Genomic DNA, 18,140 nt, shown 5'->3' with positions numbered 1-18,140 from the left:
AGCGGGTCGCGGATAAAGATTCCACGCAATGCCCGCACATTGCTCAGCTCGTCTCGTGAATGTGCTGCGCGGTTCGTAGAGCCAGTGCGACCCCGGTCAGCGTGGAGTTGACCGTGGCTGCCGTCGGCATCACACCGGTGCCTGCGATGAACAGGTTCGGGTGATCGTGCGCACGCCCGAACCTATCGACGACGGAATCTTTCGGATCATTGCCCATACTCATCGTGCCGGTGATGTGCTGATTGTTGGCGTACTGGCCGTCCGGCGTGTAGCGCAGGTTGGTTCCGCCCATCAGCTCCGCAATGCGCGCGTATTCGACCTTCGCTGCGGCCATCCCCTTGTGGACGTAGTCATCCAATGCGTAGTGAACCTCTGGCTTCGGTATCCCTAGCGCATCCTTCTGGGAGCTCAGAACGACCCGGTTTTCCGGATTGGGCAATACTTCCAGCACATCCTTGACATTGACCTGGTGCGCCGAGCGATAGCGCAGTTGCTTCTCCAACTCGGGTCCATACACCCCCGCTGCAATAAGATCTTCTGCCGCAGAACGCACCTGCGAAATATTCGTGAAGTCGAGACGGAACGCAGCATACTCCGAGCGAAAGGCGCCATCACGGAAGGTGTTGATCGAGGACGGACTCTGATGGCCGCGCCCGAGCCACAGTTCTTCTTCGGCGTCGAAGGTCAGCGAACTGCTCGGGTGGTCCATCAGATTGCGGCCGACCATGTCCGAGCCGTTCGCCAACCCCTTCGGGTATTTGTCGCTGGCCGACATCAACAGCAGCTTCGGACTCTCGATCCCGTTTGCCGCGAGAATGAAGGTTTTCCCCGTCACGCGGTACGAGGTCTTGTTCGGATCGTAGTAGTGAACCGCGACAATACGCCCTTGTGGATCATGCTCGATCCGGTACACGACCGCGTTGGGAATGATCTTCGCGCCAGCCGCCTCCGCAGCGCTGGCCGCCACCCCGCCGTCATATTGCGCGCCGATCGGGCAAATCGGCTGGCAGTTGTTGTTGCCGCAGCAGGCCGGCCTGCCGTCGTAGGTTCGGCTGTTGCGTGCCGTCGTGTTGCTGACGACCTCGTAACCGCCGGCGGCGAGGCGCTCGCGAAACCGGCGCATCGCCCACGGCTCGGCGACCGGTTCCATGGGGAAGGGCTTCGTGCGCGGAGAGCCGGTGTTCGGCGCGCCGGAGACTCCCATCTTGACCTCGGCCTCGTAGTAGTACGGCTCAAGCTCCTCATAGGACAGGGGCCAATCGCGCCCCACACCGTAGAGGCTTTTGATCTTCAAGTCGTTCGGCAGCACGCGCCACGCATGCGCAGCCCAATGCCAGATCGTGCCGCCGACGACACGAATGTATTCGGCTGGATAGGGATAGGGTCCAGCCTGGATGAGATAACCGTTGTCCTTGGGGTGATAGTTGGGATGCGGGGCCCATGGCATGGATGGATAGGGCGCCATCCAGTTTCCCTTCCACGCTGAATTCCTGTAGGCGGCCACGATGCGGCCGCGATCAACCCGCGGCCCAGCTTCGAGAATCAGCAGAGAGGCGCCTTGCATGACCAGGCGATGCGCCGCCAATAAACCACAGACCCCAGAGCCGATGACAACAATGTCAGCCGAAAGATCCTGGGCCATCTGACCACCTCTAAGTCGGCTTTTGCGCCCAGCTGCCGTAGACTCCATAACAGTAACTGGGCGGCTTCAAGCGGTCGCTGACGATGACGTTCATCAGACTCGTTTCGAACGTGATGCAGCGTGCACGCTCGTCGTCACCGACAACACCCACATACCACGCGGTCACAATGTCGCGCGGCAATGCGGCAAGCTCAGAGCGCTCGGCGTCAAGTACTTGCTGCAAGCGGAGTGGGTCGATCTTCCTTTGATCAATTAGGGACGCCAATGCCTGCACTTTCTCTGGAAATTGCGGGTCGTCAGCGGTAAGGGCGCCAAACAGACGAGAAGCCTGTTCGGATTCAAGCGTGGGGCGACCTGTCAGGAGTTTCGAGGCTGCCAGAAACGCGGCGAGTGCCGCGTCAGTGCTTGGCGCGGCGAGAGCCGGCGAGACGAGCGTCGTCACGTATGCGGCGAGCAGGGTTACCAGCAACGCCCGTCGTACGGGATCGTGCGATCCGGCGGTCGTCTGTGAGTGGTCAAGAACAGAAAAGACCGGCGTGTCCGAAGGCCCGGCGCCATGCAGGGCTCCCAGGGTCATGACCGTGTCGTTTATCGTCGACGCTCGGGCGAGAGGTGTGACCGAATCGCCAAGAAGCGCGAAGTCCCCCTGGCCTGGGCCGGATCTCGCTTCTGGACGCATGGGATACCACTCCTCGCGTGTGCCGCGGCAGCTCCTCTATATGAACGCCTTGCGCCGGCCCTTGCAGCATCCAAGTGGAGGAACACGTGGTCGTGATGCCCGGCCTGACACGGCGGGGAGGACGTCAAGATCTGCGCGAATTCGGTGTCGGCGACCGGCGCAAGGCGGGGCTGGATGCGTCTGTCACATGGCTCAGTCGTCCCGCTGCGTTTCAGCCGCGCCTGAGTACCCGGTTCAAGAAGACTTCGGTCACGAGCGAAACATGCCTCCGCGTCGGTGTGCAAGAACGCGACGTGGGTTCACGCACGGAGACGACCATGACCATCACCGCTTTCATTCGCTACAAGATTGATCCCTTCAAGCGCGATACATTTGAAAGATACGCGCAGAACTGGCTTCGGATCATTCCCACTTGCGGCGGCGATCTTCTCGGCTACTGGATGCCACATGAAGGCACCAATAACATCGCCTATGGACTGATCTCCTTCGACAGTCTTGCCGCTTACGAGACCTATCGAGCTCGCCTTCGCGCCGATACCGAAGGCAACGCCAATTTCGTGATGGCCGAGACAGAGAAGCTGATCCTCGCGGAGGAGCGCACATTCCTGCGCAAGATCGAACCAGCAGCCTGACAGCGCCCTTGAGGAGCAGGGCACCACGTCGCAGCCATTCTTGAAGTGAACGGGAGAAGGGGGCGGGATGCCTGTCTCGGCCATGCGGCCCGCTTGCGCGGAGAAATCGAAGCCATCGGCGGCGTCATGTCCGTCGAACACCGGGAGCTTCTCAAGCTGCTCCAGGAGACCGGCTACCAGAGAAGCCGGCTTCTCGTGAATTTGCAGGTTGCTTTCCTGTTCAGCTGGGTGCCATGGCCATGATTTGAGGCTCGCATTCGATCGGGAAGTTCACCGAGTTGGCGATGAAGCAGTTGGCGTGCGCCTCTCGATGCAGGCGCATCGCCAGCTCGATATCGTCGCCGGCACGGATCGTGATCTGGGGACGGAGGACCGCGCGCACAAACCGACCGGCGCCCGGCGCTTCGATCATTGTGCCCTCGGCGTCGTCAAGATACGTGAGAACGCAGACGCCGGCCCGGGCGCAAAGACTGAGGTACCACAGCTTGTGGCATGCCGAGATCGAGGCCAACAACAGGTCTTCAGGATTCCATCGTTGCGGATTCCCGCGAAACGCAGGATCGGAAGATCCCGCGATCTCCGGCTTTCCTGGGGCGGTAATCAGATGGTCGCGACCGTAGCTCGCATAATCGACCGTTCCCACGCCTCGATTGCCGAGCCATTCCACCGAGACCCGGTAGACATGCTGCTTTTCCGCCAAGGTCATATCTCCGCTTGGACCAGGATTGGATACATGTTTACATAAGGCGTCATGAACCGCAACCGATCTTCTCCTGCTTTGCCGCTCGCCCGGACAACCCCGGATCTCATTGCCGACGCTTTGCGCGCCGACATCGCGCAAGGAGAGCTGCCTCCGGGTGAGGCCTTGCGCCAGGAGGAACTCGCTGAACGCTTCAGTGTCAGCCGCATCCCCATCCGGGAGGCTCTCAGGCGCCTGGAGGCGGAGGGCTTGGTCGTCGTCCACCCCAACCGGGGCGCCTATGTGTCGCGCCTTGATGCGGCCGAGGTGCAAGAAATCTATGAGCTGCGGATACTGCTCGAATGCGACCTTCTGGAACGCGCCATGAGCTGCATGTCGAGAGATGATCTGCTCGCGATCGAGACGATACTTTCCACCGCAGAACACGAGGCGCACGGGCCACGCTGGAGCGAGCTCGACGACCGATTCCATGAAACACTCTATGCGCCTGCGCGCCGGCCAAGGCACCTCGCGATGGTTCTGACGCTCCGCAGCAGCGTGAAGCACTATCAGAACGCCTACGCGGCACTGCCGCGGAATACCGTGGAATGGCTTCGGGATCATCGGGCGATCGTAACGGCCTGCAGGACGGGGAACTGCGAAGCCGCACTGCGCCGCTTGAAGCAACATCTTACCCGGGCCGGCCGCCTCGTAATCGACAACTTCACATGACACCCGACGTTGCGGCATCACCATCTGCCCGGCAAAAAACGGTCAGGTATTCATCGACAGCCTACCCGAGGCCGCATCCCCCAAAGCCGCGACAAGCAGGATACCGCCGGCCCCTGGGGCGGGAGGGCAGCCCGAGGTGGCCGCGAGAGCGCGAGCTCCCGCCGGCGCGGGGACCGTCTCACCGCATGAGACCCATGGCCATCCCCGCGAACCGAGTTGATCTGCGAACGGGTGGCGATGCTTCAAGCCACCGGTCCGGGTTGCGCTGAACCTCGGAAGGATAGCGCTCCTGCCGACCCTGTTCTTGCGTTGTTCGCCAGAGCGGTTGAGGACGCTCCGGGGGCAGAGCCCCGTCTCCCTTTCTTGCCGGGATTGCGTCCGGTTCGCCCGCGGGATGGGCAGCGCCGGGCAGATGGCATAACATTAAAGATTGCATTGGTACCTGGAGTTCGAGTGTGAGCCACGCTGGCCCGTTCGCCGCTGCCTTGCCGCGTGAAGCAGCGGCGGCAGAGTATCGCCGTGGTGCATTGCTGGTGACCGGCGCCACCATGGTCTGGAGCAGCGCCGGCCTGTTGCAACGCTGGGCCGACACCGATCCCTGGACGACCCTGTTCTGGCGTTCGGTGTTCGCCGCCGTGTTCCTGCTGGGCTACCTCGCCGCCCGTGACGGCCGGGCCATGCCGCAATCTTTCCGCCGGCTCGGCTGGGTCGGCGTCGCCATGGCCCTGTGCTTCGCCGCGTCGATGATCTGCTTCATCAACGCGCTGAGCATGACCACCGTGGCCGCGGTGATCGTGTTCCAGGCCGCCGCCCCGCTGTTCGCGGCCGCCCTGGCCTGGCTCGCCCTGAAAGAGCGTGTGTCTCCCGCCAAGCTGGTCGCCATCCTGGTGACCGTTGTCGGCGTGCTCGTCATGGTTTCCGGCACCCGCGAGGCCGGCCGGCAGTGGGGCGATGTGCTCTCGGCGCTCATGAGCCTCACCTTCGCCGGCACGGTGGTGCTAGCCCGGGTGCGGCCGGACGTGCCAACCACCGAATCAAGCTGCCTCGCGGTGCTCATCGTCGCCGTGGCCAGCCTGCCGTTTGCGCAGATGGTTGTGCCGGCGCACGACATGGCGCTGCTGGCGGTGTTCGGCTTCGGCCAGATGGGTCTGGCGCTGATCATGTTCACCACCGGCGTGCGCCTGATCCCTTCGGCGGACGCCGGCCTGATCTCGGTGCTGGAGAGTGTGCTGGCCCCGGTCTGGGTATGGCTCGTCTTCGACGAGAACCCCGATCGCAACACCCTGATCGGCGGCGCCATCGTGGTGGCCGCCGTCCTCATCGCCGCGAGCCGCGACCGCCGGGTCTGAACGACCGGCCACGTCCAGATTTGTCGTCAGCAAACGAAGCTCGCCGTCCGGCGCCAAGCGCCACTCTTGTTCGACCGGTCAACCACACCCGGTTTCGCAACCAGCTGTCGTTCAATGGCACAAGGTACGGCAGCGCGAGATGCGGCAATGTCTGTGGATTCAAGTGGGTTCCGGCGGTTGGTTCCAGACGTCTAATACTTCCTACGAGAACTTTGCCGCCCCGCTGGTGCCAAGGTCCGGCCTCTCACCCATGATGTGCGCCTCGATGAACTTGATCGCCATCACGATTGTGCTGGACGGTGCGTCCCAGTACTCGCCAAATTCGGGGACGAATTTCAGCAGCACGACGCCCGGATCATCGGGCCCGTTGGGGAAATAAGCCTCCGCCCCTTCGTCCCAGAGATCGCTGATCGTCTCCTTGTCCAGGACACGCGTGATGCGACCGGAAACTGAGACGAAGTTCTGATCGCGTAGGTCCGCAAACGTGAGGCTTGCACGTGGGTCGCGTTGCAACTCCTCGTCCTTGCTGGTCTGGGTATCCGTAAAGAACCAGATCACGTTCTGCTCGGGCCGCACAATGCCGGTCATTGGCCGCGCGCGCACGTGCTCCCCGTCATGCGTCACCATCATGCAAGTCCCGATGCCGTGGATATGCTTCCAGATCAGATTGCGGGGATTTTCGGTGCTCATGTCCTTGCTCCTTGCTGGTACCGCGCCCGCGGGCAGCAATATCGGTCGGCCTGGATCGTCGTTCGGCCGCAGCGAGCTTCGGGGCCGCCATTGAGCTTTTTTTTGTGAGACGAAAGTTCAGGTATTGTTACCACCAGGGCGGCCGCTTCCACGGTCTGGCTCCGCGGGATAGTGGGCGGACTCCTCCCTCGCGCCACCAGTGGTGATCCCGGTCCCCTTCACCAGGGACGCTCGCCGATCGAAGAAGAGAGCCTGGCTGATGATCGCCTTGACGGTCTCTGCTTGGAACGGCTTGGTGATCAGGAACGTCGGTTCCGGCCGCTCACCTGTCAGTAGTCGCTCGGGATAGGCCGTGATGAACACCACCGGCACCGACATTCCTCCGAGGATCTCATTGACAGCTTCAAGGCCAGAACTGCCGTCGGCCAGCTGAATATCGGCCAGAACCAACCCCGGCGATTGCCTCTTGATCGCGGCGACGGCCTCACCGTGGGTGCGGGCGATCTGCATCACCGTATGACCGAGATCGCAGACGAGTGTCTCGATGTCCATGGCGATGATGGGCTCGTCCTCGATGATGAGTACGTTCGTACGCAGTTGTGCGGCGATCTCGCGCCCTGCGCACTCCAGCAGGGAATCGACCTCGCTGGTATCACGGCGCAAAATGTCGGCAATCTCCTCCACCGTGAAGCCCTCGACCGTGCGGAGCAGAAAGACGACGCGCGACAGCGGGGTAAGGGATTCAAGCGTTCGGTCGGCCGCATCCATGATCTGCGATGCAGGCAAGTCGGCGGCGGCGTTATTGACTGGAAGGGAACCCCAGATCCTCAGGAACACTTCGAACAGCGCGAGGCGCGTGAGCGGACCGTCGTGGGCATTGTCGCAATCAGCCGCGACCGCCTCCAGGGTCGCCATCGCGTAGGCGTCTCCACTGCGCTGGCTTCCCGTGAGCGCGCGGGCGAACCGCCGCAGATACGGCAAGTGCGGTGCAATCAAGGCACCTACTGTCATCGGGAAGGCCCCCTTTCCGGAATCTCCGGCGTTAACGCCCGATTGCTGCAAATGTTCCCTTAATCCTGGAACTTTTTCGTGTGATCGCCGTTTGCCCGGGGTGATGTAGCTGTCCGGCGGTTGATCCGTGACGCCTGCGACATTCCGTGGCTTCGGTTGCTATCGTCGCGTCTGACCACATCTTGCTGGAACTTATCCGGTTTTGCGTCATTGGAGAGCAAAATGGGTCAGCGCGACCGATCAAAACCACGCCACAGGCAAGACATGATCAACCCTCCCCCAAGGGCCGGCCGGACTGCCGAAAGCCCTGCCGCTATACCGACCACGGCACTGGCAGCGGATCTACAGGCGTACATTGGGCGCCAGTTGCGTGCTGTCTACGACGAGGTGCTCCGCGAGCCGGTACCGGAGCGTTTTCTGAGTCTCCTGCGGGAACTGGATTGCAAATCGGGCAAGAAGCCATGACAGACGCGCCCGATGTCCGCGCCGACCTTCTGGCCGCGCTGCCAAAGATCCGCGCCTTCGCCATTTCGCTGTGCGGCCGCAGTGCCCGGGCCGACGATCTGGTCCAGGAAACCCTGATGAAGGCCTGGGCGAACCTCGCCTCGTTCGAACCTGGCTCCAACATGGTCGCGTGGCTCTACACAATCCTGCGCAACGAGTTCTATACCGACTTCCGCAAGCGGCGGCACGAAGTGGCGGACACCGACGGCCAATACGCCGCCCGCCTGTCGACCAGGCCGCTTCAGGAAGGGCATATGCAGCTTCTGGATGTTCGTGAGGCTCTCGACAAATTGGCCCCCGACCATCGCGAAGCGCTCATACTTGTCGGCGCGTCCGGCTTGTCCTACGAGGAGGCGGCAAAATTGTGTGGTTGCGCTGTCGGGACGATGAAAAGCCGCGCAAACCGGGCCCGTGCGAAGCTCGCGGAACTGTTGACAATGCCGGAGAGCCCGCAATTCGGCGACGATGAGGCGGGGGATGCCGTTGTCGATACTGCATGGACGGCATCGAGTCCGCCGGGCATGGAAAGCTGATCCGCGCTACCCGCCGCGGATATGGCGGCGCGGATACCGGCTCAGATAGTCGAACCATTTATCAGGTCTCAGCCTGCACGGTGCGGTGTTTGCCGGACAAGTAGGAGCGAGATGCCGAAGACCGAAAGCCTCCTCCGGGAGTTGAACCATCGCGTCAAAAACAACTTCCAGGTCATCGTTAGCTTGATGAATCTGAAGAAGCGTATGCTGCCCGTGGAGCAGCGTGAAGACCTTCGCTTCATCGAGGAGCATGTCCAGTCGATGGCCGTCGCCTACCGACTGGTCTATGCCACCGGCGAGATGGTCGAGGTCTCCGTCGCCGATCTCATCACAGACGTGATTTCCGGATTGCAGCAGATCGCCGGCCTTGCTTTCGAGCGCGTCGAGATCGATGTCGGCCGGATCGACGCATCCATTGGGCTCGACCAGGCGATTGCCCTGGGTCTGTATCTCGCCGTCGTCGCGCCGCCCTATCTTGACCATGCGAAGGCAAATCGCGGCACGGTGCGCGTGAATGGAGATATCGAAGACGGTCTGTTGACTGTGTCGTTGAAAGGAAGCTGGTCGGAGCAATTGCCGCTCGATTTCCTGCGTAGCCGCCTGATGCGCGCCTATATCGAGCAGCTCCAGGCCGAGATGCTCTCATCTACGTCCCCCTCGGATCTGCGTCTCCGCTTCCGGCGCGATCCTGGACTTACCAACGACGCCGCCGCGTCATCGCCGTAGGCCGCCGGGCCACACGATGTGGTGACTGCCCGATGCCGCCACGTATTGCCACGGAACCGAACCATATACGCGCGCATTTTCCGGGTAGTGTTCATGACGGTCGGAGATGTTGCATGCGCCTGTCACACCTCGTCCTTCTGGTTCCCCTCGCCCTGGGGGGCTGCCTGAGCTTCAGCAGCAGCTCTCCGCCACATCAGACCGTGATCGCCCCCCCAGGCAGCACGGTCGTCTGCGCGAATGGCACCGCGCCGCCCTGCTGATCCGATCCTGCTGCCTTTCATTCGGCGGGACCGTCGCCGCCTATGGCGATCCATGGCGTTTCGCCGGTCAACAGTCTCACCATGAGCCCGAGCCACCACGGACAACATCCGGCGTCAAACTTCGGCATCTCCTATCGCCGGTCCCGGCCGCCGTCGCCGCCCGAAATCCGGCCCAGAACATAACCCATCCCCAGCATCAGGAACGCCATGGTGATTGGCTGCCTGCGGATCACCGCCCGGAACTCACTCACCCCGTCACTCGCTTGTCGCGCTGCCGTCGTTGCCCGGCCCGCGGCCTCGCTCACACCGTCTGCCACTGCCTGCGTAGCGCTCTGAATGGATTCCATCGTGCTCCTGGCCTCGTCGCTCATCGCCGCCTCCATGCTGCCACTTCGTGTTGCCGATAGGTCAACGTTTTAGTCCCGGCAAAAGTTGCAGTCCTGATCGCCACGCCTGCTGGGAACAAAGCTCCTTCCAAGGCGTTGCAGGTTTCTCGGTATTCTGCGGAGACTGTCATGGCGGACCAACGTCCGATCTGGCGCGGCCATCTCCGGCTCGCGCTCGTGTCCTGCCCGGTGGCGCTCTACAGCGCCCAGCACGACAGCGGTTCCCTGCATTTCAACCTGATCAATCCGAAAACCGGCAACCGCATTCGCATGATAAGCCAGGACGTGGAGACCGGTGAGGAGCTCGCGCGCGGCGACCTCGTGAAGGGCTACGAGTACAAGAAAGACTCCTATATCATCCTCACGGAGGAAGATTTCGAGACCGCGCGGGTGGACAGCTCGTCCACCATGAAGATCGGCAAGTTTGTCAAAGCTGGCGCGATCGATCCGATCTATTTCGACGCCAGCTACTACCTCGCCGCCGACGACAAGTCGGGCCAGGACGTCTACAAGGTGCTCTGGGAGGCGATTCGCGATACGGGCATGGCCGCGCTCTCACGTGTCGTTATCGCCCGCCGCGAACGGCCGGTCGCCATCTTGCCGTTAGGCGACGGCCTGGTCGCCCACACCCTGCACGAGCAGCGCGACCTCAACAGCCCGAAAGCCCTGTTCGAGGACATGGCTGGCGTCGGGACCGATCCCGAGATGATCAAGCTCGCCACCCAGCTCATCGACCGCCAGGCCGGCAAATACGACCCCGCCGATTTCGAGGACCGCTACGAAACGCGCCTCAGAGGCTTGATCGACGCCAGGCTGAAGGGCGAAGGGATCGAGGCCATCGAAGAGGATGAAGATGGCGGCAGCAACGTCATCGATCTGATGACGACGCTGAAACGCAGCCTCGGCCGATTCACCGGCGAGGAATCCTCCCAAAAGGGACCAGCCCTCCGGCCGAAGCGGCGGAAAGCGCCGGCATCGAAGGGCAAACCCCGCCCGTCGGTGCGGCGTCACGGCTGAGGCCACCCGCCGAGACGGATCTGCGCAGTCCCCTTCGGCCCGTCGTTCGGCCGTCGGGAACCGTCCGGCGATCCACCGGCCAAATGTCCAGCCCTCGAACGCCTCCCCCCACGCTCAGCCTGCCTTGCTCAGCCGCGCGATCGCCGGTGCCAGCGGCCGGGAGGCGTCCTCGTAGTCCCGCCATGCCGTGCTCCTGGCGATCAGCGCGGGCGCCGTGCGCACGGTGAACCGGCCCGGATCGAGTCGCGCGCGTACCTGCGTCCACCGCAGCGGCATGGACACCGTGGCGCCCGGCCGCGCCCGTGGCGAAAGTGGCGCCACCGCGGTGGACATCCGGTCGTTACGCAGATAATCGAGAAAGATCCGCCCTGCCCGCTGCGCCTTGGCCATCTTCGTGACGAACCGATCCGGCCGCTCGTTTGCCATTTGCGTGCAGATCAGCCGGGCGAACCCCTTCGCCTGCGGCCAATCAGGGCCCCGCTGCCTGGGCGCCGCCAGCGGCGTCACCACATGCAACCCTTTGCCTCCCGTCGTCTTGCAGAAGCTCACCAGCCCGACTGCGTCCAGCCGGTCGCGCATCTCCCGCGCCGCCTCGACGACCATCGCGAAATCGACGTCGGGGCCAGGATCGAGATCGAACACCAGCCGCCCCGGGACATTCGGGCGGCCGGGCGCGCAGTTCCACGGGTGCAACTCCAGCGCAGCCACCTGCGCCATCGCCGCCAGCCCTTCCAGCCGGTCGATCTGCAGATAGGGTTTGCGGTCGCCCGGCACCGTCACGAGCTCCAGCAGGTTAGACGTGCCTGGCATGGCATGGCGCTGGAAGAACTGGTCGCCCCCATAGCCATCCGGCGCGCGGCGGATCGAGCACGGTCGCCCCCTCAGGTGGCGGATCATCCACTGCCCCACCGCCTCGTAGTAGCGCGCGAGATCGAGCTTGCTGACCAGCGCACCGCCCCCGCCATCGGGCCACATCATTTTCCCGGGGTGGCTGATCGGCACCCCCATGACCACGTTGTCCGCAACCGGCGTCCGCGCCGCGGGCTTTGACCTGGCAGGCGTCGCCGGCCATGCCAGCGTCGTCTCCCGAGCCGGCGCCTCGGCCTCCACGTCCGCGGCCGGCTTGTCCTCCCGCAACCCCTTGAACGCGGCCTGGCGTACCATCCCTGCCCCAGTCCAGCCGGTGAACTCGATCTCCGCCACCAACTCCGGGCGTGCCCAGGTCACATTCGTCTCCCGCCGCGGCGCGCTCTTGCCGGTGAATGGGCTGGTTGCACTGGCAACCGTCCGCAGCCGCGGCAGTACGCGCTCGGCGGCCAACTGGGTGAATCCGGTGCCCACCCGTCCCACGTACACGAACTGTTTGCCGCGATGGACACCCACCAGCAACGAGCGCAGCTCGCCCGCTTCGCTGGCCCAGCCGCCGATCACCACCTCATGTCCGGCGCGGCACTTCGCCTTGGTCCAGGCATCGCCGCGCCCCGACCGGTATGGCGCGTCCAGCCGCTTGGAAACGATGCCCTCCAGCGACAGCCGGCAGGCCGAGCGCAACACTGCTTCCCCGCCCGTCGCGAAATGATCGACGTAGCGTAGCAGCGCCCCGCCACCGTCGGGCAGGGAGGTCAGCATTCGCTGCAACGCGGCCTTCCGGTCTGACAGCGTGCGCGGCCGAAGATCTTCGCCAGCAGCGAACAGAAGATCGAAGGCGAAGAAGACCAGATCGTCGGTCTCGTCATCGGCCAACGCCGCCTGCAACGCGGCGAAATCGGGTGCGCCATTGCTGTCGAGCGCCACGATCTCCCCATCCAGGATGGCGGTCGGCAAGGCGCGGGCCGCATCGGCGATGGCGGAGAATTTGTCGGTCCAGTCCAGCCCTTTGCGGGTCCGCAGCACCGCCCGTCCGCCCTCGACGCGCAACTGAACCCGATAGCCATCAAACTTGATCTCGTGCACCCAAGCCGCGCCCGAAGGCGCTCGCTGCACCAGCCGGCAGAGCTGCGGTTCTATGAAGTCGGGAAGCGACGCCTCTGGCGCCTTCCGACGCTTGGCCGCACGGCCATGCCGCGAATGCCTCACCACCCCCGCTTTCGCGTCGGCGGAACCGGCCGTCATGAAGGGCGTCGGCGCCGGCCCCTTGCGCGCTCCGATGGCCGCCATCGTCCGCCCCGACGCCACGGAACGGCCCTCGGCGAGGATGGCGCCCCCGTCGGCCTCTCGCGCCGCCGCATCGCGATGCTTGATCAGCAGCCAGTTGGTCCGCCGGACCGCCTTTCCGCGGGCATTGCGGTCGTGCTTCATCCGCACCAGCACCCAGCTTCCGTGCAGTCGCTCGCCCTGCAGTGTGAATTTCAATTCGCCGGACCGTAGCCCTTCCTCGGCCGTCATCTCCTCCGGCGTCCAGAACCCGCGATCCCAGAGCTGAACTGTCCCGCCGCCATACTGGCCCTCCGGTATGACCCCCTCGAAATCGCCGTACTCCAGCGGATGATCCTCGACCTCCACCGCCAGGCGCTTGTCGTGCGGATCGAGCGAGGGCCCCCGCGTCACCGCCCAGGACTTGAACACACCATCCAGCTCCAGCCGCAGGTCATAGTGCGGCCGCGTCGCGTCATGTTTCTGGATGACGAAGCGCAGCGCCGGCGCCGGCGCAACATCGTCCGCGCCGCTCGGCTCCGTGGTCTTGGTGAAGTTGCGCTTCGTTGCGTAGGCGGCGAGCCGGCTGCCTTTCCCCGCCATGGCCCGGGTCACCGCCCTGCTGCTGGCCACGCCCTGCCTCCTCTCGCTTATCGCGAATTCCGGATCGTCAGCGCGATCGCCACCACCCTCCCTCTCCACTCAGTCAGTGGGATCGCGCGGACAATGCTGCAGGAGTTCAGCGAGGTCGTCGGCATGTCCCTCCTCCACCGCCTGGATCTCCTCGATCATCCGCTGCGTCGTCGTATCAAACGGCGCGAAATACGCGGCGATCTCCCGGTAGCTGTCGATCACCACGCGCTCCGCGACGAGATCCTCCCGGATCATGTCGAGCAGTGTCTCGCCCTCGACATATTCGGCGTGGCTGCGCGACACCAGACCCTCCGGGGAAAAATTGGGCTTGCCGCCCAGCTGCACGATGCGCTCGGCGATCCGGTCGGCGTGCTCCTGTTCTTCCCCCGCATGCTCCAGGAACTCCTCCTTCACCGGCTCGGAATGGAGGCCCTGCGCCATGAAGTAGTGGCGCTTGTAACGAAGAACGCAGACAAGTTCGGTCGCCAGCGCCTCGTTGAGAATTCGGCATGCGGTTTCGGTGTCGCCGCTGTAGCCTTCGGTAACCCCGCCATCCTCGATATGGCGGCGCGCCCTCTCCCCAGCGTCGCGGTCGCCTAGGTCAGGAGCCCATGCGCGGTATCGCGGAAGAACACCTCATGGGTGTGCGTGCCGACCCATTTCGTGCGCAGCCGTCCGGTGATGAACCCGCCGAGGCCCGCCGCCACCCATTGCACCACGATGAGCCAGGCAGCCGCGGTGATCGTGAAGCCGGCCGCCGACGGATTGTCGCCACGCACCGGCGACACCCAGGCCAGCCCCAGACCAGACCCCAGCGTGACCAGGACCAGGGTGATTGCGACCGCCGCCACTGCGCCGCCGATGACGGCAGTCCAGGGCAGCGGCGAGGGGCTCACGCCCACTGGACCGCCATCCGCGGCGGTTCCATGCAGGTCGCCACGCGCACGCGATAAAGAAGTTGTACCCGCCATCGTCTCAGTGCCAAAGCAAGGCAAGCAGGATGATGATCGGAATCGGAACGCCAAGCAGCCAAAGAAGGATACCGCGACCCATGGAAGCCTCCATCGTGAAAGTAAAACATCGAGCAACAACACCCTGCAACCAGCATGGTTCCGCAATACGTTGCGAAGCGGTCACAGGTAATAGGGCACGTCGTAGTAATCATGGACCGAGCGCCCGTACCGCGGATCGGTCCAGGGCTGCTCGTCGGCGGCATAATGCGGCGCGCCCTCGAGCTTCTCGCGCGTGAGATCCACCACGTATCCGCCGATCGAACGGTCATACGTAAGCTTCTTCCACGGCAGCGGGTGGTACTGCGCACCCAGCCCAAGGAAACCGCCGAAGCTCATCACCGCATAGGCCACCTGGCCGGAATACTTGTCGATCATGACGTTCTGCACGAAGCCAAGATGGTTTCCACTGTGATCATAGACCGCAGTGCTCTCTACCTTGTCCGATGCGATCAGCCGCTCCGTCTCGCTGACCGCCAACCCACCGTCTTCGCACTCTCCCGCGGCCGGCTTGGAAAACCCCGTCGATGTGCCGGACATGCCGATCTCCCTGCCTTCGGGTAAATGCCCAGATGGGCGACAGCGATGGGAACGCGGCTCTCGCTTGATGGTTCCCGCTCCACGCTGGGTATTTTCCGACGGTGACCGACGCCAGGAGTCGAGATGAGAAAAGATCATGCGGCGCGTACGACACACCCCGGCAGGTTGACCTGACGCGCCGCGCGCGCCAGCGCCAGGCAGGCGTTCACCCCCTCGCGCAGTGACGACACGTAATAATCGGCATCCACCGCGGCCTGCAGCCGCTCCTCGCTCGCCTGCGCATCCTCCCGCGGCCATAGTCCGACCAGAACCGGCGTCCGCGGCGCGATCTGGCGAACACGCCGCACCAGGTAGCGCAGTTGCGAGGGGCTGAAGCTGATGTCGAGATAGCAGATGCAGACCATCGCCACCCCCGTCGCATCCAGGCTTCCGATCGCCTCGCGCGACGCAGCCGCGAACGGCACGGCCCGCGCGCCGAGCCCGTTCTTGGCAAGCAACTGCACCAGCATGTCCGTCACCGCGCCATCGAGCGCACCGCTGCCGGCGATGCATAGCACGGGTGCCGGCCCGGACCACGCGCCGACCAACTTGCCCTCTTCCGGCTCAATCCGCTCGGACGCGGCCGGGCTCGGCGGCGCCTCCTGCGCAGGCATGTCCACGCCGGAGGTGGCCTCGCTCCGCGGTTTGGCGGAGGCGGGCGCCACGTCGCTGAAGCCATCGAGTTCCTCGATCAGCCGGCTCATCGCCCCCTGGATGCGGGCGAGCAGGGCCACGCTCAGCACGCCGCGTTCGGCATCGTTCGCCGCAAGTTGCAGCCCCTTGATCGCCACCTCGTCGTAATAGGTCGAGAGCGACCGGTCCTTGAGCAGGAACTCGGCATATTCCAGCGCTTCGTCTGGATCGTTGGCGAGGATGCGCTGATAGAAACTCTCGGCCGGGGTCAGTGCCGGGCGGTCGCCCATCAGCACATCCAGAAACTCCAGCCGCTGCACGTGCCGGCCGAGGACCACCAGGCACACGGTCAACGGCATCGACAGGATCAGCCCGATGGGACCCCACATCCAGGTCCAGAAGATCGCCGCGATCACCACCGAGACCGGTGACAGACCCGTGCTGCGCCCGTAGGCGAGGGGGTCGACGAACTGCCCCATCACCGTCTCGGTCACCACGAACAGCGCCGCAGTGTAGATCGCCATACTCCAACCCGGATCGATCGCCGCCGCCAGCGCGGTCGGCAGCAAGCCCGACAGCACCGAGCCGATATACGGCACGAAGCGGAACAGCGCTGCCAGCGTTCCCCATAGCAGCGGGTTGGGAACCCCGATCAGCAGCAGCCCGACCCCGATCAGCAGGCCGAAAAATGCATTCAACCCGAGCTGCGTCAGCAGATAGCGGCTCAGCCGGCGCGTCGTGTCATCCAGCGCGCGCGTGGTGCGGTGCAGGTCCTGGAGGCCGAACAGCCGGATGAAGCGGTCGCGCAGATCCGCCTGCTGCAACAGGATGAAGATCGTCACGATGAACACGATGCCGGCAGTCGCCAGCGGAGGGACCAACGGGGCCAGGATCCGCTCCGCGATCTCGATCGGCGTCGGTTCAGGCTGGCGTATCTCCACCGGCATCGGCTTGCCCGCTTCTTCCCCCGGACCCGCCGCCGGTCCGGGCGGCGGCTGCGCCGATGGGGCGCTGGCCCGTTGCAGCTGCTTGCCGAGCACGTCGACGATGCCCGACATCTGCCCCACCACCCTCGTGCGCACGCTCGCAATCTTCTGATCGATCGTGCTGGCGTAGCGGGGAATGTCGGGGATCAGCTGCGACATCTGCATGCCGATCAGCCCGCCCAGCGACAGGATCACTCCCAGCGCCAGTGTCACCGCCAGGAACACCGCCGGCACCCGGCCCAGCCATGCCCGCCGCAGCAGCCGCACCACCGGGGCCAGCACGAAGGACAGCAGGATCGCGAGCGCGATCGGCACCAGCACGTCGCGGCCGACATACAGCGCAACGACGATCACCACGCCGATGGCAAGCGACGTCAATGTGCCAAGGTCGTTCGGTCCGCCATGGCCATCGGCCGCCCGCATCTCCCCGGCCAGGGACGACTGCCCCGTGCCCGGCTCGGTCGGACCCGCTCCCGAAGAGGTCATTCAGAAGTCGGACACGAAGCCCAGACCCACCCCAGGCAGCGCGAGCCCAAGGGGACCTCCCAGGACCACCACCACCGCGACAGGGCGCGGAACACGCCGGGCATTATCGCCCGGCCGGGCTCGACAACGGTCCCGCTCATCAGCTCGTCCGCCATCATTTCTTCGCCTCCCCGAGGCTACCGGGTCACGATCTCCACCCGGCGGTTCTGCGGCCCGCGCACACGCGGTCCCGTCGGCATCAGCCGCCGGTCCGCCCTCTAAAGTGATCGGTGCGAGAAAGGTTCCACAACCAAAGACAATGGCTCCATCACAAATCATCTGCGCGGGTTTACGGGCGTTGCCACGATCGTCACCCGGCCCTTCACCTCACAGGCGCTCGGGGCTAGGATTTGCGGCGCACTGGATGGACCCATGCTATCGCCCCGGATTCTCGTCGTCGAGGACGAGCCGCTGATCCGCATGGTCGCGGTCGATACTCTGCGCGATGCGGGCTTCCAGGTCGAAGAAGCGGCGAGCGCCGCCGAGGCAATGGCCAAGGTGCACGACGGCGGCTGGCGGTTCGATGCCGCCATCATCGATATCGGCCTGCCCGACCGCCCCGGCGATAAGCTCGTCCTGGAAATCCGCGCCACCTGGCCAGACTTGCCCATCGTTATCGCCAGCGGCCATGACCGCGCCCAGTTCATTGGCCGTTTCACGTCCGATTCCCAGCTTCGGGTGGTCAGCAAGCCCTACAACAACGAAGCGCTGTCCGACGCGCTCGCCGCGCTCGGCATCAAAACCTCGTTCCGTCACCCGGACTGACAGGACCTATTCTCTCCCCGCAGTCACCGTCACGAC

The 18,140-nt window shown here is 64.3% G+C and carries 19 protein-coding genes; 8 read left to right on the top strand and 11 right to left on the bottom strand.

The window, feature by feature from the left end; all coding sequences use genetic code 11:
• Positions 1 to 43: 43 nt before the first annotated feature.
• Complete coding sequence (locus OL599_RS09935) at positions 44 to 1,642, bottom strand: GMC family oxidoreductase (RefSeq protein ID WP_264713556.1); 1,599 nt, start codon at positions 1,640 to 1,642, stop codon at positions 44 to 46.
• A 10-nt stretch (positions 1,643 to 1,652) separates the two neighbouring features.
• A complete protein-coding gene (locus tag OL599_RS09930) occupies positions 1,653 to 2,219 on the bottom strand; it encodes a sorbitol dehydrogenase family protein (RefSeq protein WP_264713555.1) in 567 nt (188 codons plus the stop codon).
• Between the two features lie 176 nt (positions 2,220 to 2,395).
• Between OL599_RS09930 and OL599_RS26030 the strand changes: the two genes are divergently transcribed.
• Positions 2,396 to 2,953, top strand: coding sequence for an NIPSNAP family protein (locus OL599_RS26030; RefSeq protein WP_264713554.1), 558 nt, complete (start codon positions 2,396 to 2,398; stop codon positions 2,951 to 2,953).
• 220 nt (positions 2,954 to 3,173) lie between these two features.
• Here OL599_RS26030 and OL599_RS09920 read toward each other — a convergent pair whose 3' ends face one another.
• Positions 3,174 to 3,659 (bottom strand): OsmC family protein, encoded by a 486-nt coding sequence (locus OL599_RS09920; RefSeq protein ID WP_408886930.1) that lies wholly within the window; start codon positions 3,657 to 3,659, stop codon positions 3,174 to 3,176.
• A 45-nt stretch (positions 3,660 to 3,704) separates the two neighbouring features.
• Between OL599_RS09920 and OL599_RS09915 the strand changes: the two genes are divergently transcribed.
• Both OL599_RS09915 and OL599_RS09910 read left to right on the top strand, forming a co-directional pair.
• A complete protein-coding gene (locus OL599_RS09915) occupies positions 3,705 to 4,364 on the top strand; it encodes a GntR family transcriptional regulator (protein ID WP_264713552.1) in 660 nt (219 codons plus the stop codon).
• Positions 4,365 to 4,819: 455 nt separating this feature from the next.
• On the top strand, positions 4,820 to 5,713 hold the full coding sequence (locus OL599_RS09910; RefSeq protein WP_264713551.1) for a DMT family transporter: 894 nt from the start codon (positions 4,820 to 4,822) through the stop codon (positions 5,711 to 5,713).
• A 201-nt stretch (positions 5,714 to 5,914) separates the two neighbouring features.
• Here the strand turns inward: OL599_RS09910 and OL599_RS09905 are convergent, their stop codons facing one another.
• Complete coding sequence (locus tag OL599_RS09905; protein WP_264713550.1) at positions 5,915 to 6,403, bottom strand: pyridoxamine 5'-phosphate oxidase family protein; 489 nt, start codon at positions 6,401 to 6,403, stop codon at positions 5,915 to 5,917.
• 117 nt (positions 6,404 to 6,520) lie between these two features.
• On the bottom strand, positions 6,521 to 7,414 hold the full coding sequence (locus OL599_RS09900) for a response regulator (RefSeq protein WP_283949621.1): 894 nt from the start codon (positions 7,412 to 7,414) through the stop codon (positions 6,521 to 6,523).
• Between the two features lie 222 nt (positions 7,415 to 7,636).
• Here OL599_RS09900 and OL599_RS26155 point away from each other — a divergent pair, with 222 nt between their 5' ends.
• The 3 genes from OL599_RS26155 to OL599_RS09890 all read left to right on the top strand — a co-directional run bounded on the left by OL599_RS26155 (position 7,637) and on the right by OL599_RS09890 (position 9,177).
• Positions 7,637 to 7,879: a NepR family anti-sigma factor gene (locus tag OL599_RS26155; protein WP_408886929.1), complete on the top strand. Its 243-nt coding sequence runs from the start codon at positions 7,637 to 7,639 to the stop codon at positions 7,877 to 7,879.
• Positions 7,876 to 8,451: a sigma-70 family RNA polymerase sigma factor gene (locus OL599_RS09895; RefSeq protein ID WP_264713549.1), complete on the top strand. Its 576-nt coding sequence runs from the start codon at positions 7,876 to 7,878 to the stop codon at positions 8,449 to 8,451. Before OL599_RS26155 ends, OL599_RS09895 begins: the two co-directional genes overlap by 4 nt.
• 111 nt (positions 8,452 to 8,562) lie before the next feature.
• Positions 8,563 to 9,177, top strand: coding sequence for a histidine kinase dimerization/phosphoacceptor domain -containing protein (locus OL599_RS09890; RefSeq protein ID WP_264713547.1), 615 nt, complete (start codon positions 8,563 to 8,565; stop codon positions 9,175 to 9,177).
• A gap of 391 nt (positions 9,178 to 9,568) precedes the next feature.
• Here OL599_RS09890 and OL599_RS09885 read toward each other — a convergent pair whose 3' ends face one another.
• The gene (locus tag OL599_RS09885; RefSeq protein ID WP_264713545.1) at positions 9,569 to 9,808 is read right to left on the bottom strand and encodes a hypothetical protein; all 240 of its coding nucleotides are present in this window, start codon (positions 9,806 to 9,808) and stop codon (positions 9,569 to 9,571) included.
• Positions 9,809 to 9,952: 144 nt separating this feature from the next.
• Between OL599_RS09885 and ku the strand changes: the two genes are divergently transcribed.
• Positions 9,953 to 10,840, top strand: coding sequence for a non-homologous end joining protein Ku (gene ku / locus OL599_RS09880; RefSeq protein WP_264713544.1), 888 nt, complete (start codon positions 9,953 to 9,955; stop codon positions 10,838 to 10,840).
• 114 nt (positions 10,841 to 10,954) lie between these two features.
• Here the strand turns inward: ku and ligD are convergent, their stop codons facing one another.
• The 5 genes from ligD to OL599_RS09855 all read right to left on the bottom strand — a co-directional run bounded on the left by ligD (position 10,955) and on the right by OL599_RS09855 (position 17,237).
• A complete protein-coding gene (gene ligD / locus OL599_RS09875) occupies positions 10,955 to 13,606 on the bottom strand; it encodes a DNA ligase D (protein WP_264713543.1) in 2,652 nt (883 codons plus the stop codon).
• A 69-nt stretch (positions 13,607 to 13,675) separates the two neighbouring features.
• The gene (locus OL599_RS09870; protein ID WP_264713610.1) at positions 13,676 to 14,110 is read right to left on the bottom strand and encodes a ferritin-like domain-containing protein; all 435 of its coding nucleotides are present in this window, start codon (positions 14,108 to 14,110) and stop codon (positions 13,676 to 13,678) included.
• A gap of 92 nt (positions 14,111 to 14,202) precedes the next feature.
• A complete protein-coding gene (locus OL599_RS09865; RefSeq protein ID WP_264713541.1) occupies positions 14,203 to 14,502 on the bottom strand; it encodes a hypothetical protein in 300 nt (99 codons plus the stop codon).
• Between the two features lie 237 nt (positions 14,503 to 14,739).
• The gene (locus tag OL599_RS09860) at positions 14,740 to 15,156 is read right to left on the bottom strand and encodes a PRC-barrel domain-containing protein (RefSeq protein ID WP_264713540.1); all 417 of its coding nucleotides are present in this window, start codon (positions 15,154 to 15,156) and stop codon (positions 14,740 to 14,742) included.
• Between the two features lie 134 nt (positions 15,157 to 15,290).
• Entirely contained in the window at positions 15,291 to 17,237 is a 1,947-nt protein-coding gene (locus OL599_RS09855) for an AI-2E family transporter (RefSeq protein WP_264713539.1), read from the bottom strand.
• Between the two features lie 474 nt (positions 17,238 to 17,711).
• Here OL599_RS09855 and OL599_RS09850 point away from each other — a divergent pair, with 474 nt between their 5' ends.
• Positions 17,712 to 18,104: a response regulator gene (locus OL599_RS09850; RefSeq protein ID WP_264713538.1), complete on the top strand. Its 393-nt coding sequence runs from the start codon at positions 17,712 to 17,714 to the stop codon at positions 18,102 to 18,104.
• Positions 18,105 to 18,140 lie beyond the last annotated feature (36 nt).

Source organism: Limobrevibacterium gyesilva, from assembly GCF_025989185.1.
GTDB lineage: Bacteria > Pseudomonadota > Alphaproteobacteria > Acetobacterales > Acetobacteraceae > Limobrevibacterium > Limobrevibacterium gyesilva.
The sequence above is the reverse complement of the archived record's forward strand: the minus strand, read 5'-3'. Positions and strand labels throughout refer to the sequence as shown.

Bases quoted from the DNA above. Each gene is read 5' to 3' on its own strand.
- OL599_RS09935 (WP_264713556.1), bottom strand. From the start codon at position 1,642: ATGGCCCAGGATCTTTCGGCTGACATTGTTGTCATCGGCTCTGGGGTC.
- OL599_RS09930 (WP_264713555.1), bottom strand. From the start codon at position 2,219: ATGACCCTGGGAGCCCTGCATGGCGCCGGGCCTTCGGACACGCCGGTC.
- OL599_RS09920 (WP_408886930.1), bottom strand. From the start codon at position 3,659: ATGACCTTGGCGGAAAAGCAGCATGTCTACCGGGTCTCGGTGGAATGG.
- OL599_RS09915 (WP_264713552.1), top strand. From the start codon at position 3,705: ATGAACCGCAACCGATCTTCTCCTGCTTTGCCGCTCGCCCGGACAACC.
- OL599_RS09905 (WP_264713550.1), bottom strand. From the start codon at position 6,403: ATGAGCACCGAAAATCCCCGCAATCTGATCTGGAAGCATATCCACGGC.
- OL599_RS09900 (WP_283949621.1), bottom strand. From the start codon at position 7,414: ATGACAGTAGGTGCCTTGATTGCACCGCACTTGCCGTATCTGCGGCGG.
- OL599_RS26155 (WP_408886929.1), top strand. From the start codon at position 7,637: ATGGGTCAGCGCGACCGATCAAAACCACGCCACAGGCAAGACATGATC.
- OL599_RS09895 (WP_264713549.1), top strand. From the start codon at position 7,876: ATGACAGACGCGCCCGATGTCCGCGCCGACCTTCTGGCCGCGCTGCCA.
- OL599_RS09890 (WP_264713547.1), top strand. From the start codon at position 8,563: ATGCCGAAGACCGAAAGCCTCCTCCGGGAGTTGAACCATCGCGTCAAA.
- OL599_RS09885 (WP_264713545.1), bottom strand. From the start codon at position 9,808: ATGAGCGACGAGGCCAGGAGCACGATGGAATCCATTCAGAGCGCTACG.
- ku (WP_264713544.1), top strand. From the start codon at position 9,953: ATGGCGGACCAACGTCCGATCTGGCGCGGCCATCTCCGGCTCGCGCTC.
- OL599_RS09860 (WP_264713540.1), bottom strand. From the start codon at position 15,156: ATGTCCGGCACATCGACGGGGTTTTCCAAGCCGGCCGCGGGAGAGTGC.
- OL599_RS09855 (WP_264713539.1), bottom strand. From the start codon at position 17,237: ATGCGGGCGGCCGATGGCCATGGCGGACCGAACGACCTTGGCACATTG.
- OL599_RS09850 (WP_264713538.1), top strand. From the start codon at position 17,712: ATGCTATCGCCCCGGATTCTCGTCGTCGAGGACGAGCCGCTGATCCGC.